Below are 15440 nucleotides of genomic sequence, written 5' to 3'. Positions count from 1 at the left end.
AGCGGCAGCTTCGTCGAGCGGTCGACCCGCACCCACTGCGGTGTGCCACCCACCATGAGCAGCACATCGAGTCCGACGACATCACCGTCGGCCGGCGGATCGTCATGCCCGGTAGTTGTTCCGTCGGCGAGGACGAAGCGGGTCATCGAAAGAATCACGGCGGGGTCGGTCGCCAACGCCGCGAGTTGGTTGAGCACTGGCCAGGCGACCGTGCCCGCGACGCCCCGAAAGCGTTCGAGGTCAGCCGATTCAGGCCCCGCGGTGCCGAAGATGGGGCCGCGCAATTCCCGGTCCGGTACCAGGCCGACGCCTGCCGCGACCTCGGCCGACACCGTGTGCGTCGTGTCGCCGACGGTGAGCAGCACAGTTGTCGCGTCGGCACCGGGCGCGACAACGACCAGGTCGTGCTCGAAGAGTTCGACGCCTTCGGCCAGGGTGACCGGCCTCGCGTACCACTGCTTGTCCGGCTGCCACCGGTACCCGGCCGCCGCGAGGTCGGTCGGCGAGACCCACGATCGACCCTTCGGCCCGGCCACCAAGATATGGTCGACTCCATCGGCTCTCGGGAAGAACCCGTCCTCCGGCAGCAGGATCGCGCCGACGTCCCCGGGGACCGGCACATTCGACGACTCGATGAACGTGGGCCGCGACCCCGCCGGAGCACGGACCACCGTCGTAATCGTCCCTGCTGTGGCAACCAACGGCAATGCGACTGCGGCCCCGAACATGGCGGCGACGGCGCGACCGGGGTGGCCCGTAACGACAGTCGGCGCGACAGCACCCGCGGGCACCGCCCGCGGCAGTGACCGCGACGGCGGAGTCCAGCCGCCGACCAACAGCTCGATCTCGGCATCGGTCATCGGCGCGGTGAGCAGGGTCGGTGTCGTCGTCGGGGCGATCGCTTCCGATAGCGACGGCGCATCGAACGGCGCGAGCCGCGAAATATGCTCGGCGACGATCGCATTCGCGGCGAGTACCACAGCGGGCCAACTGGCTGCTGCCTCGTGTGCGCCAGGGACCAGCGTCCTCAACCGGTCGACAGCCACCCAACGCGGCTCGCCTGCGACTCCGAGCAACACCTCGATCGCGATGACGTCGGCGTCTCTGAGCACCACAGCGCCGTCGCCACCGATGATGTCGCCGTTGTCGTCAACCCAGTTGCTCGCGGCGTCCACCACCGAACCCGGAACGCGCAGATGTCGGTCTCCGGCGCGGACCACGAATCGCAGCATCGACCCGATCGCCGCCGGGCGCGTCGCGTGTTCGCGCAACTGCTCGACGACGGGCCACCCGGGGAGCGTGTCCAGATCGGTCGCGGCCGGTTTGTGCCCGCCGAAGAGGGGGCGTGGCAAGCGATCCGGGCGCAGGAGTCCGACAGCCGCCGCGTCCGCCTCGCCGAGCCAGTGCACACCGCCCGGCAACCGCACGAGTACTTGGCCAGGTCGGTCCGTCCGTGGGTCGACGACCACGCTCTCGTACTCCCACCAGGTCACGCCGCCGACCGTCACGCTACGCGCGAACCCCTCGCGCGCCGAATCCCACGCGAACCCGCTCGCGGTCAATGCCTGCCCGGTCACCCAGTGCTCGCCGTTCGCGCCGACAACCAGGTACTCGATGGCCGTCGATGCCGCCACGGTAAGAATTCCCTCGGCGTCGGCGACAACGGCGACGTCCTCGCGCGAACGCAGCTGCGGCGCGAGCGAGGTAGCGCGGTTGGGCGACAACAGGATATCGGTGTCGACGGCGAAGGCATCGATCCCGACGAACGGGATCGACCCATCGACCGCCAACCGCCGCTCGATCGCCCGCGCTCGGTCGGCCGCCGCGCGCGCTCGGGTGTCCGGCACCTGCTCGGTACGCGTGGGCGAGGAATGCACGACCGGCACCTGTCCGTCGGCGTCGAGCCGCCGAAGTACAGCCACCGCTGGTCGCCCGATATGACCGACCGCGTGCCAGCCGCCCGGCTCCTCGAGCGCGGCGAACTGTTCCGTGCTCAGCGACGTCAGATCCATCATCAGTTGATGGAAATCGGCGTGGACATGCAGGCCCTGCGCGGCCCAGCCGACGAGCGCCTGGTCGATCCGCGCCCTGTTCTGCGCCTTGCCGAAGAACTCGTCGACGGCCGTGTAGGTGATGCCGTCGTGGATCTCGAGTTGCAGCAGTGTGCTCGCCCCGACCTCGTCGAGTGCGCGCTGCCATCGGCTCGGGTCACCGGTTGCGTCGCCGGGCAGCAGATAGGTGCGGCCATCGCCGGTGACGGCGGCATTCGCCCGCCTGGTGCGTGGCGAGTTGAGCTGTCCCCACCCGGTCTGCGCGGGCAGCCCGAAGGGGGTAACCCAACGCCCGGTCGCCGCGTCGATCACGATCTGGTGCGACACGAGCTCCAAGGTGGTGAACGCGGCAGCGCCGAGATCGATTGCGGCCGACTCTAATCCGGGCGCGACTTCGCTCGTCGACTGCGCCGCGACATGTCCCGGTGGCACCGCCGACCACAGGTACCCGTCGGTGTCGCGCTCGGCGAACAGCACGGTCGCCGGGTCGGCGTCATTCCCGTGGCGCAGTCGGGTGACGCTGCCGTCGGGATGGTGGACATCCAAGTTCAGGCTCAGCGACGAGGCGGCCGCAGCGTGCCGCTCCGACATCGTCCCCACTGACCCTCCATCGGTGCGCAACGCCTCGAACGCGGCGACCCGCCGAGCGTCGGGCTCCGTGAGCCACTGAGCACGCTCGAGTATCTCGATCAGCCCGTCGGTGCCTGGCTTCGATGCGCGCTCCCACACCCGGCCATCCGGCGCTTCGACACCATCGACCGAGGTCAGGACGACTCGCTCGGCCCGGACGGAATCATCAACGGTTGAGCGCCGGTCGGGGTCGCGGTCGGCAGTGTCGTCCGACTGGTGCTCGAAGTCCGGGGGCGGCACCCGCCGGTCACGCGACGCCGTATCGGTCAGCTCGATCCGGCCGTCGACCGGGCCGGCCAACGCGGGGACAACCCCGTTGTCGAGGAGGGTCCGGCGCGCGTTGTCAGCCTGCAATGTTGTCGCGAGCGCGACAATGTCGGTCTCGGCGGCCCGACGCGTGGCGAGCGCGTCCGCGAGGTCCTTCACCGCGGCGGTATGGGCGACCTCGGCAGCGGGTCGGTCCTGGTCAGTGGCCTCGTCGAGCGCCTTCTTGGTCACGCTCTCCGCGGTAACCGCGTCCTCGTGCGCGGTGACCGCGTCGGTGTAGCGGGTGATGGTGATGGCGTGGTGCGGTGCCTTGGCGAACAGGGCGTCGTCGGCGGCCAAGAAGTACTCGACGCTGCCCTTCTGCCCATTGCGCGCCGCGCGGTTCTCGGCCTGCACATCGATATCGCGAAATTCGGACTTACCCGACATCTTGACCTGCAGGCCACCGTCCTTGTCCACCTGCGCGCTGACCTCGATATCGACACCGCGGCCACCCTGCCGGTTGATCACCAGGATTTTGCCCCGCTCACCGGCGGTCGCCAGGATATCGGCGAGATCGCGTTCCCAGTTCTCCCCATGCCTGACCATCCACTCCGCGTCGACCGACTCGAACCGATCGCGCGCAATCCCCATGGACTCCATCAGTTTCGAGATCGCCGAGACCTCGCTGTTGCGATTGGCGATGATCAGGTGCGGCAGCGCGTTATTACCGCCATCGGGCATCTTGCCCGCCTCGTAGGCCGCCGCCACCCGGGCCGCGATCGCCCGATGCTTGCCGGCTTGGTCGACCGCTGTATGCGCATCGAGGGTGGCCAACTTCGATTCCTCGCGACGCGGAATCGAAATGACCTCCGACATACCGTATTTGGTGACGAGGATGTCGGAGAGCCCGGCGACGGTGCCCGAGGCGCCCGTCAGCGACGTGTAGTTCTCGCCGAGCATATCCTTGGCCGTCAGCGACTGGCTCGAGGCCGAGTCACCGCGGATGTGGACGCCGTGCTTGGCCTCGATCGCCTGTGCCAACCCGCCGTTCCAGCGGCTCTCGGTCGAGGTCTTCGGGTCGAACATCACCGCGTGGGTCATCTGGTCGATGATGTAGACCTTGCCGTCGGGGCCGATGACGTAGTGGTCGCCCTCGACGAATTCCCAGCGCGCGGTCGCCGCCGACTGCACCCGAGCGAGGAGGTCATCGACGTCCTTGGGCGTCGCGTTCGGGAGGTCCTGCTCGATCAGCTCCTTGACGGTCTCGGCGCCCTCCTTGGTCATCGTCGCCGGGCCCGACGGCTGGTCGGCGGTCCGACCGAAGTGCTCGGGGGTGAGGCCGCCGGAGTTCAGTTGCGCGGTGAGGAACTCGTGCGCGTATTCGACGCGTTCCTTGACCTGCGGCGTCGCGTCACTCGGCCCGTCGGCGATGATCCAGGTGGTGTCGGAGTAGTGCAGCGCCTCGTCGATCTCGTCGATGACGGCGATATCGCCGTCCATCTTCTTGTTGCGCAAATGGCCGAAGCCGGCGTCACTGAGCGTGCCGACGAAAACCGTTGCCCGGTCCGGGTTTCCCGAACCGACCCCGTCGACACCATGGGGCGACATCCGCACCAGGTTGTAGGAATCATCGCCGAGCACCTTGAAAACCTGCTCGTAGAGTCGCATCGCGTCATTGGCGAGCGTGTCGCGGGTGGTGAAGACGTGCACGTTCTTTCCACCGGCGGCCTTCATCATGGCGTCGGCGAGGAACACCATCGTCTTGCCCTCACCGGCGGCCATATTGATCGGGCCGTTGCGCATGGCCATCGCGCCCATCACCTGGGTCGCGTACATCGTCTTGCCGTTCTGAATGACCGCGCCGTCGGCGTCGTACTTGGTCGTGCCACGGCGGATGACTTCGGTCGCCGCGGTCACCGCCTTGTGGTATTCGGCCACCCCTTCGGCATCACGCGCCGCCCACTTGGCGCTGCCTGCCAACGCCTCAGCCAGCTCGGTCGGGGTCCGCTTGCCCCACTCCACCGGGTCGTACTTCGCGAGAATGTCCTCGGCCTCGGCCATCAGGTCGCGGGGCGGCCCGTCGGGTTTGTTCTCGACCGCTTCGTCGCCGCGCAGCGTGTGCAGCGAGTCGAGGGTCTCTTCGTCGACGCTCGGCCGACGCGGCGCTGCCTCGGGCCAGGTGTCGGCGTCGGTGTGCTTGGTGCCCTGATGATCGAAATGCTGGACCCGGTCGTAGATGCCGAGCTCGTCGAGCGCCGCCTTCACCCGGCCCGGGGCCGGCTGATAGGCGCCTGCCCAGTCGTGCACCGCGATCAGCTCGCCCTTGACGAATTGACCACGGAACGCGGCATACACACCGGCGTTGTGGAATGCCTCGTGTTGCACCGTGCTGCTGACGTACCACTGCCCGTCGTGATCGACCACGATCGTGCGCATCGCGTCGGCGGTACCGCCGGCCCAGCGCTGCAGCAGCGGTCCGCTACGCGGGGTATCGATCTGGCTGCGGCCGTTCTTGGCGATGACCTCGTCGCCGTCCTCGCCTTGGGGCCGCGCCCGCCCCCGACTCTCGGCGTCACTTGCCCTGCTCGCCTCCTTCGCGCCCTCGGCCTTGGGGGCAGGTTGCGTCCCGTCTTTGGTCCAGATGTTGTTCTCGGCGTCGAATTTGTAGCGGTAGTCCGACATTTCGTCGGTGTTGAACCGGAAAACGCCGCGCGACAACGCTTTGTCACGGCCGCGCACCTCTCCCGCACCCTCCACGGGCGGAGTTGACGGCTTCTCCTGTCCGAACAGCGGACGCAACGGTTGATCACCGTCGCGGTACTGCCGGAACGGTTCGCGTCCATCGTGCGGAGACTTGTTGCCGTGCAGTGCTTCCCAGATCTGCTGGAAGCCGATGACGCCACGGGCGAACTGCTTGAACCCGGGCCAGGTCGGCCCGAGCAACGCCGAATCGACAAGCCGCCAGCGATTGCCGGTCACCGGATCGTGGGTGCCCGCGTTCGACCCCGCTCGCTCGCCCGCTTCGCTCGACTCGCTCGGCTTGTCGGCCTGCGCCTTCGACCCGGCGCCGATGTCCGATTCGGGGCGGCTGTGCCCCACCGATTCCGCGCCGTCGCGGTGGCTGTTGACCGGTTCGGCTTCGACCCGTGAGGTGACGGACGCGCTGTCATCGCCGCGCCGCGAGACCGGTGTGACCTCATCGGACCGGTGGCCGGCCGAGATAGTCGACTCGTGCGATGTGCTCGCCGAATCGCGGACTTGCGACTGCGGGGTGGCGCGCGTCAACTCCGGTTCAGGACGCGTCATCCGGGAATCCGCGCCCTGGCCGCGCGGACCCGACGGCTGGGTAACCGAGCGCTCCGACGTCGACTGCGGCTTCGCCGAGCTCTGCGAAGTGTTGTCACCGGTAGGTCGACTCAGCTGTTCCTGGTGTCCGATCGGCCGCGTTTGCTGGCTCACGACCGAATCGCTCACCGAGCCATCACTCTTGGGCGCTGTGGCCGACGCCGTGTCGCCATCATGCGCGCCCGCGCGAGTACTCGAACCATCGGGCGTGTCACGCGAACCGTCGGTGCGCGGACTCGCGGCCGAATCATGCGTTGTGTCACGGGAATTGGTCGAGTTTGTGGTATCGGTGCCGTCGTGGCCGACCGACCGGTCGCCGGTCGTCCCTGAGTCATCGGTGACCGATCCGCCGGAGTCGGTTGCGTCCTTGCTCGCGGTATTCGCATTCGGCACATCACCTTCGGCCGACAACTTCGACGGCGTCGCCGCGTCACCGGACGGCAATGATCCGGGCTTCGGCCCGACCCCATCGGTGCGCGGCGGCGGCGTCGAACCACCGTCGTGCGCGCCCACGTTCACGTCGACGTGGACATTCCCACCGCCCGAACGGAATCCGCGAATACCACCGCCCAGCGCACCACCCGCGCCCGCGCCGAGCATGCGTGGGTCGAGTTCGAACGGTCCACCCTCGAGGATCTGCTTGGCGACACCACCGCCGACCATACCGCCGAAAGCACCACCGGCGCCCTGGCCGCCCAGTTGCAGCATCTGCTGCCACTTCTTGTTGAACTCGGTCCCGGTGATCTTGGCGCCGCCGTGCTTGATCAGGTCACCGGTCACCTTGCCGAACAGAGCACCGAACGCGCCACCGAGCGCGCCACCGAGCGCGAATTGCCCGACCGCGTTCCAGTCGACCCCGTCACGGTGGTCGGCGGCCATCTGCCCCAGCTGGATCAGCAGGTCGAGAATCACCTGCTGGAGCATGGCGTTCAACGCCGCCTGGATCACCTCGAGCAACATGCGCTTGAGCCAGGCGAAGACCAACTGCCAAAACGTCATCGCCGCGGTCTGCACGGCGGGCGCGGTCGGCGGGAAGAACCACGCGATCGCGATCTCGACGACCAACTGCACCAGACCGGCGATGATCATGATCTTGTTCTCTTGGATGGCGCAACCGACCTTGTCGCACGTCGCCGCGACGTTCTTCATCGACGCCGCGATCGCCTGCAACGACGAGGTGTCGGATTCGTCGATGAGGCTCTCCAACGTCTTCGCCATCGAGCCGCCCTTGGCCGAGCTGTAGCTGGCGATGATGTCGTCGATGACATCACTGAGGCTCTCGACCAGATCGGTGAGCTCGGCAGCCGACCCCGACCACACATCGGCCAGCGCGAACATGCCGTTCTCGCTGCCTTGCGGCCAGGCGCCGCCTGCGAGGTAGCTGAGGAACTGCAGGTCCTCGGGAATCTTCAGGTCGGATTTGGCGATCGCGTCGGGAATTGCCATCTATTGCCCGCTCCGCCAACCGGCCCGCTGCCACGCGTCCTGCGTCGTCGTCTCCTGTTCGACCTCCTGCGCCGGCTTGCGCCGTTCCTTTCGCTTGTTCTTGCTCTCCCCCGCCGCACCGCCCTGCGGGGACGCGCCGGTCGCCGGCATCCCCGGCATGCCAGGCGGCATCATGGTGCCGGAGACGCCGGCGCGCTGCCCGGTCGTCGCCGCCCTGGTGGCCAACTTCTCGCCGTCGTAGGCGGCCTCGGTGACGCGACCCTGCAGCGTGCCCGGCACGCTCGGACCGCCACGTCCGCCACCCGGCGACCCGCCACCCGGTGCGCTCTTGTCCACCGGCAGACCGGTTGTCGGATCGATAGCGCGAAAGCCGAGCGGGGCAACCACACCCGGCTGACCGTCGGTTCCCGTCGTGATGCCGTCGGTCATGGGTGAGCCGGACACGGACCCGAGCGAACTGCCGAGGTCGCTGCCGGTATCGGCGAGACCGGACACGGTCGACCCATCGGGTGAGGGCGACTGGGCGTAGTTGGCAACCGGTGCGCCACCGCTGCCGAGACCAGCTCCCGCGCCGCCGGGCGCCGAGGACCCTGATCCATCGCCGGCTCCTGACGCTCCACCCGAGGTGCCGCCCCCGCTGCCACCGGAATCGCCGCCGCCGGATTGCCCGCCGCCACCACCGGATTTCGGCGGGTTGTCGGCATCGGGGTTCTTGCCGAAGTTCGGGTCCGAGCTGAGTGGGCCCTTGTACGGGCCAGGATTGCCGTGCGCGTCCTCGTTGACGTAGTTGGTCAGAATCCACTGCGCGTACAGGTCCTCACCCAACGAGAACGCCTTGCCCGCCGCCTCGACGGACCGCCCGTAGTTCACCAGCAGCTGACCGAACACCGGGATCGCGCCCTCGGCATTCGACCCGGTACTCGCATTGCCGACAAGGGCGTCTACCGCCGAGAGGTAACCCTGATCGCCCGCGGCGAACTGTTCGCCGAGTTCGTCGTCACCCCAGGGCTGACCGAGTCTGTCCAGGTTGTCGCTGAGGCGAGTGAGGATGTCGAAGAGCCCACCTGAGAGGCTCGGCAACTCGGCAAGGCGTTTGCCGCCCTCCATCAGCTTGTCGGGCTCGACCTCGATGGGCGCACGAGAAGTGTTCGACGGCGCCGTGTACGAACCGCCCGAATTGCCACCACCGGAATTCCCACCGCCCGAGTTGCCACCACCGGACGGGCCACCGCCCGAGTTGCCACCACCGGACGGGCCACCGCCAGACCCTCCCGAAGACGGCGTATCCGGGCTCGAACCCGACTCGTCGTCACGGTCGTCCTCCTGGCTCGGCTGTGACGGTGGCGGAGTCGGCGAATCGCCCGAAGGTCTGCCGGAGCCGTGACCGGGCTCATCGCCTCCGGACTCACCACCGCCGGGGTGCTTCGGATCATGGGGATCATGCGGATGCTTCGGGTCATTGGGATCGTGCGGGTGCTTCGGGTCGTGCGGGCGCTTCGGGTCGTGCGGCTCCCACGGCCACCGCACCCGCCCATCAGCATCGGGCCAACTGAAACGACCGCCGGGACCGAAAGGCAAGTTCCAGCCTCCGGACCCGTTGGGCTGGGGCAGGAACGGACTGCGCACGGGGTCAGGAAAGGGCGAGGTCACCGTCGCCTCTTGTTCTCCGCCGCGTCACACACTCCGCCATCGTCGCCTTGACCGCGCGAGCGCGTCCGGTGGCGAACGCGGAGTTCACCTGTGATTCAGCAGTTCACCCAACCGTAAGCTCGGCGGCCGTCACCACGGGGAAACTCGCGGTCACGACAAGCCCGTGCGGTTCGGCGATATCGACGAAGAAGAGCCCGCCGTACTGCGTGACCAGCGTCGCCGCGATCGACATCCCGAGCCCCGACCCGCCCGATGTGGCCTGCGCCCCGCGAAAGAACCGGGTGGTGAGTTGGTCGAGCTCATCGGCCGAGACACCGATACCGTTGTCCGACACCGAGACAACGACCGATTCGCACTCGCGGCCGACACTGATCACCGTGCGCGCGTCACGCCCGGCGTACCGCACCGAATTACTCAGCGCCACATCGAGTACCTGACTGAGCACACTCGCCGGCACCGTCGCGATCAGCCCGTCGTCCACGGTGTCCGAGGTCAATGCCATGCCCGCGCGCACGTACGCGTCGAGCCAGGCATCGATCCGCTCGCGCACGACCACTACCGGATCACAGCGCGGCGCGGCGGGCACCGTCGACCCGGCTTCTCCGCCATTGCTGAGCAATCCATCGAGTAGTTGCGACAACCGGTCGACTTCGCTCACCACCCCGACGAAGGTCGCGGCCGCCTGATCGTGGGCAACCATCGGCCGCAAAGCCTGTAGGCGAACAGCCAACGCGGCCAATGGATTTCGCAGCGAGTGCGCGGTATCGGCGACGAGTTGACGTTCGGCGGCGGCCAACTCGGCCACCGCCCTTGTCACCGTCTGCACCCCCACGGCGAGTTCGGCGATCTCGGGCGGTCCTGCCGACCGCCTGGCCGGTGCCCCGTCCGCGCGCACCGGCAGGGTCGAGGTCAGCGCCCCGACCTCGCGCAACAGTTTCGACACCGGCCGCAAGATCCACCCGGCGACCCCGAGCGCGAGCCCGAGAAAGACGAGTATCGCGGTCAACGTCACGCAGCCGAGTTGGATCCAGCTGTCGGCGATCCCGTGCCGCGTCGCTTCGGTCGAGATCGCGATCACCACCACCCCGCCCGCCTGCGGCCAGGTCCCGATCGGCTGCGCCACGATCATCGGGCGTTCGGTCCACGGGTACAGCGGCTCAGGGGGCACGAATTGGTGGGCATTGGTCGTCACTTCCACCACCCGATGGTTGCCTCGGTCGACCCCGAGATCCACCATTACCCGACCGCTGTTGGCGATCACGAGCAATCCATTGCCGGTCTGCTCGTAGTACGACTGCGCTTGTGCCTCGAGTACACCGGGGCTCGCCGAGGCCATCGCGGCGAACCGATTGGCATCTTGGATCCGCGCGATGACAAGACCCTGGGTGCGGCTACCCGCGATCGCGTAACCGATTCCGGTCGCGAAGCAGATCATGCAAATCGCCGCGAGCAACGTGAAAGAGGTGACCAGCCGAACGCGCATCGCCGCTCACCGACACCAGCGGTAACCGAAGCCGTGGATCGTGGTGATCAACCCGGGCCGGTTGAGCTTGGCGCGCAGCGCGCCCATGTGCACGTCGAGCGCTCGTGAGGTCGACGAGGTCTTCTCACCCCAGATCTCGAGCATGATCGATTCGCGACTGACCGCGACCCCGACCTGGTCGGCGAGGACGCGAGCGAGCGCGAATTCCTTCTGCGTCAACGAGACCGGCGTACCGGCGACCTCGACGTGGCGGGCCGCCAGGTCGATGCGGACATCCCCGGTGTGCACAACCGTCGCGACCTCGTCGACCGGGCTCGCGCGCCGCACGATGGTCTCGATGCGCGCGGCGAGCTCGCCGACGCGCGGCGGCTTGACCATGAAGTCGTCGGCGCCGGCCCGCAAGCAGGACACGACCGCGAGCTCGTCACCTTCGGCGGTGAGAATGATGACCGGAATGGAACTGACCTTGCGCAGCTGGCGCAATACCAGGTACCCGTTCACATCCGGCAGCCCGAGGTCGAGGACGACCGCGTCGTAACCGGTGTGCGAGGTGAGCACTTCGAGCCCGTTGGCGAAGTGGTCGACCACGGGGAAACCATGCGCGCGAAGCCCTTCGACGACCGCCGCCGCGACACCAGCGTCGTCTTCCACAACCACTACCCGCACGACCCTGGTCCCTTCCACACGTCCAGGAGCTACCCGAACAAGGGGTGAGGATACAACACCAAGATTTTCCAGCCTTGACAGAATCGCTAACTATCGGGTAGTGACACACTGCCATTAAACGTCACATCGTAGCGCGAACTGGCGGGTCAGGCGGTGGCGCGACCGACCGTTCCCGCACTGCCTGCGCCGAGCTGTGGCGGGAGGGCGATCGGCTGGAAGCCGACCAACCGCGGCGCCGGCGGCAAGCTGGTGAACCGGCGACGAAGATTGCTCAGTTGCCGGAACACCTCACGCAGTTCCTCGTGCAGCAGGCGGATCTCCTCGTGCAACTGTTCGGCTTCCTCGATCAGGTCGGCCTGGAAAAGTCGCCCTTGCTCGAACTGCGCGCGCTCGGCTCGCGAGCGGGCGAGCGTCTCTTCAGCCGGCGTCCGTCCCGGCATCGACCGAGCGCTGAATTCGGCACTCCGGCGGCGAACCGAAGTGACCCTTTCGACGTCGCGCATCACAACACCCAACCTTTCGATATTTCTCGAACCCATATCGAATTAAGCGCTCCCCTGCCATGGACGTCAATAGTCAAGCCATTTTTTTAGTATTCACTTTGCATGCCACTGCGGATACCTTGGAATCTTTAGATTTCCTTGAGAAACCCTGTAATCCCTTGAGGATTGCCCCCGTCAACAAATGCGACCCGGCCTGATTACGCATGGCAAATAGGACCGTAACTCGGTCGACACAAAACAACCGGTTATTTTATGTCGGCGGCGACTGATGTGCGAAATCGCGCATCCGGGTAGCGGTCAGCTCGACTGGTCGGCCTGCTCCCGCGCGCGTTCGGCCGCAGGCAGCCGCGCGGCCAGAATCAGGATCGCCGCCATCATCACGGCAACGACGAGCAGGATCGCGACGACCCCGTGCCGGAAGCCGACGAGGAACGCGGTGCGCACCGCGCCCGCCAGTTGCCAGCCGAGTTGATCGTCGACCGAGATCGCGGTCGCGACACTGCGGCCGAGTGGTTCACCGGTGACGGCGAGCCCGTCACGGGCGGCGACCTGGGCCGGCACCACGAATTTCGCCTTGTACCCCTCACCGACGAGGCCACTCACCACCGCGACCCCGAGCATGCTGCCGAGCTGCACGACAACCGACTGCGCCGCGAACGGGATACCGTGGCGCGTGGCGGGCAGCGCCGCGCTGATGGCGCCGAGCGCGACGGTCATCACGATGGCGAGCCCGGCGTTGACCACCGTCGCCATCACCACGATCGGCATGAGTCCGCCATTGACATCGGCCAGCAAACCGACAGCGAGCCCGTCGAGGACGGTCGTCAGACCGACGATCAGCGGCACGATCGTGTTCGTGCGTCGGTAGAGCGCCGAGCCGGCCCACGCGCCGAAACCCGTCGCCGCGCAAGTCGGTCCGAAGATCGCGAGACCAGCGAGAACCGGGTGCTCGGTGCGCACCGCCTGCAGGTACTGGACGACGAGGAACACCATGCCGAAAGTGGCGACGACCGACGTGGCGAGCGCGAACATGGCCGGGCGTACTCGCGGTTCGGCCCGCAACAGCCAGTCGTGCGGCAGCTCGCCCGCCCGCCGCGTCATGGTGGCGACCACGAGCAAGCCGAAGCCGGCTAGCAGCGACGCCAGCACAGCGGGCGCGGTCCAACCCCAGTCCGGCGCGATGATGAAGCCGAAGGCGAGCAGCGCCGCGCCGGCGACGGTCGCGATGACACTCGGCCAGTCGACAACCGCGTCCGGGTCCGGCCGCGAGGTGGGAACGAGCGCGACAATGCCGACGAATAACGCGATCGCGATCACCGATTCCACCGCGATCACCCGCGTCCACCACACGTGCCCGAGCAGCAACGCGCTGATCAGCGGCACCACCGTCACCCCAGCCGCGACCGCGGCACCCCACAGCAGAATCGCTTGCGCCCGTTGCAGGCCGGGGGCACTCACTCGCAACAGCGTCGCCAACGCCGCCGGCACCATCGCGGCGGCGCTCGCGCCCATCAAGATCCGGGCGATCATCAGCGGCAGCGAGGTCGATTCGAGGGCCAGATGGGCGAATTGGCCGACCAGATATCCCAGGTAGCCGTAGGTGAGCAGCGGTTTCGGGCCGAAACGGTCGCACAGCACGCCGCCGAGCATCAGAAACGCCACGTGGGAGATCACATACGACCTCGGAATCCACAGCGAGAAAGCAAGGACATCGCGGTCACCGAGCTGCTGGAGCAACGTCGGCACCGCGATGGCGTGCATCGAGATGTCCTTGCTCACCAAGAATCCGGTCGCGCACACAATCAACAGGACCGGCCAGCGTCGACGTGGCCTGACCTGTTTCGGCGCGGGTTCAGCCGGTGCGGACCTGGTCGAGCGGAGGCTCCGAACTGTCACTTGTACCCTTACTGGCCGCGCGGTTCCCCTGCGGAGCAGTTTCGACCATCGGCGGCAATCCCGCCAATCGACGTGGCGCGAGCAGCTCGTCGACCTCGGCGCGGGTCAACACACCTTCGGCTACTACCAGATCGGCCACGCTCGTCCCGGTGGCAAGGGCCTGTGCAGCGACTTTCGCGCATTCGGCGTAGCCGAGCTCGGGCGCGAGCGCGGTGACGACCCCGACCGATCGGCGCACGCCATCGGCCAAATGCTCACGGTTGGCCGTGATGCCCGACACGCACGCCGTCGCGAGGGTATCGACGGACGCAGTGAGGTGGGTCAGCGACTTCATCATGCTGTAGACGATGACCGGTTCGAAGGCATTCAGCTGCAGCTGTCCGCCCTCTGCGGCCATGGTGACGGTGAGGTCGTTGCCGATCACCTCGAAGGCAACCTGGTTCACCAGCTCCGGGATGACCGGGTTCACCTTGCCCGGCATGATCGACGAACCTGCTTGAGCGGTCGGCAGATTGATCTCCCGCAACCCCGCCTGCGGGCCGGAGGAGATGAGCCGCAGATCGTTGCAGATCTTGGAGAGTTGGACCGCCACCCGCTTGAGGATTCCCGAAACCTGTACGAAGGCACCGCAGTCCTGCGTCGCCGCGATGGGATTGTCGGCGAGGGTCACCAATTCACCGGTGATCTTGCGCAGATGGCGGCAGGCCAGCTCCGCGTAGTGGGGGTGGCCGTTGATGCCGGTACCGATGGCGGTGCCGCCGATATTGCACTCGAGCAGCAGCAGCGTCCCCTCGGCGAGCCGGTCGCAGTCCTCGCGCACCATGGTGGCGTAGGCGCCGAATTCCTGCCCGAGGGTCATCGGCACCGCGTCCTGCAACTGGGTGCGGCCCATCTTGATGACGTCGGCGAATTCGATTGCCTTGCGGTCGAAGGCATCGGCGAGGGCGGCGAGGGCGGCGACGAGTTCGCGCAGGTAGCCGACAAGGCACAGCTTGATCGCGGTCGGGTAGACGTCGTTGGTCGACTGGCCGAGGTTGACGTGGGTGAGCGGGTGCAGTTGGTCGTAGTCGCCGCGCGCGAAACCGAGCAGCTCCAGGGCCCGGTTGGCGATCACCTCGTTGGCGTTCATGTTCGATGACGTGCCGGCGCCGCCCTGAATGGGATCGATGGGGAACTGGTCGAGCAACGCCCCAGCCCTGATCTCCGCGCACGCCGTGCTGATCGCGTCGGCGCGACGCGGGTCGAGCAGTCCCAATTCCCGGTTGGCTCGGCACGCGGCCTGCTTCACCGCGGCCAATGCCCCGACGAGCAGCGGGAAATCACCGATCGCGGCGCCGGTGACGTGGAAGTTCGCCAAGGCTCGTGCGGTGTGCACGCCGTAGTAGGCGCTCGCGGGCACGGCGAGATCGCCGATCGAATCATGTTCCACTCGGGGCTCGGCCAACGATTGCGCGGTCGACATCAGCACTCCTTGCGATTGTCGTTTCAACGTCGGCGGCAGCGCGCTCGGCGCCACGACGT

At 67.4% G+C, this 15440-nt stretch carries 6 protein-coding genes and 1 pseudogene; all 7 read right to left on the bottom strand.

Annotation, left to right across the window (positions count from 1 at the left end; translation table 11 throughout):
- Nucleotides 1-3851 precede the first annotated feature (3851 nt).
- A pseudogene (locus NS1_RS42675) lies at nucleotides 3852-7721 on the bottom strand (WXG100-like domain-containing protein); the annotation flags it as partial.
- Nucleotides 7722-9371: a hypothetical protein gene (locus NS1_RS35435; RefSeq protein ID WP_157125577.1), complete on the bottom strand. Its 1650-nt coding sequence runs from the start codon at nucleotides 9369-9371 to the stop codon at nucleotides 7722-7724.
- A 103-nt stretch (nucleotides 9372-9474) separates the two neighbouring features.
- Nucleotides 9475-10854: a sensor histidine kinase gene (locus tag NS1_RS35430; protein WP_056820898.1), complete on the bottom strand. Its 1380-nt coding sequence runs from the start codon at nucleotides 10852-10854 to the stop codon at nucleotides 9475-9477.
- Nucleotides 10855-10860: 6 nt separating this feature from the next.
- Nucleotides 10861-11520, bottom strand: coding sequence for a response regulator transcription factor (locus NS1_RS35425; protein ID WP_062991675.1), 660 nt, complete (start codon nucleotides 11518-11520; stop codon nucleotides 10861-10863).
- Nucleotides 11521-11666: 146 nt separating this feature from the next.
- Complete coding sequence (locus NS1_RS35420) at nucleotides 11667-11960, bottom strand: hypothetical protein (protein ID WP_157125576.1); 294 nt, start codon at nucleotides 11958-11960, stop codon at nucleotides 11667-11669.
- Between the two features lie 360 nt (nucleotides 11961-12320).
- Nucleotides 12321-13823: an MFS transporter gene (locus tag NS1_RS35415; RefSeq protein ID WP_062991662.1), complete on the bottom strand. Its 1503-nt coding sequence runs from the start codon at nucleotides 13821-13823 to the stop codon at nucleotides 12321-12323.
- A 52-nt stretch (nucleotides 13824-13875) separates the two neighbouring features.
- Nucleotides 13876-15381 (bottom strand): aspartate ammonia-lyase, encoded by a 1506-nt coding sequence (locus NS1_RS35410; protein ID WP_084504757.1) that lies wholly within the window; start codon nucleotides 15379-15381, stop codon nucleotides 13876-13878.
- Between the last annotated feature and the right edge of the window lie 59 nt (nucleotides 15382-15440).

Origin of the sequence: Nocardia salmonicida NBRC 13393 (assembly GCF_001613085.1) — a bacterium.
Taxonomy (GTDB): Bacteria; Actinomycetota; Actinomycetes; order Mycobacteriales; family Mycobacteriaceae; genus Nocardia; species Nocardia salmonicida.
The sequence above is the reverse complement of the archived record's forward strand: the minus strand, read 5'-3'. Positions and strand labels throughout refer to the sequence as shown.

What these genes read in the sequence shown, in the direction of transcription:
- NS1_RS35430 (WP_056820898.1), bottom strand. Translation starts at nt 10,854, where the DNA reads ATGCGCGTTCGGCTGGTCACCTCTTTCACGTTGCTCGCGGCGATTTGC.
- NS1_RS35420 (WP_157125576.1), bottom strand. Translation starts at nt 11,960, where the DNA reads ATGCCGGGACGGACGCCGGCTGAAGAGACGCTCGCCCGCTCGCGAGCC.
- NS1_RS35410 (WP_084504757.1), bottom strand. Translation starts at nt 15,381, where the DNA reads ATGTCGACCGCGCAATCGTTGGCCGAGCCCCGAGTGGAACATGATTCG.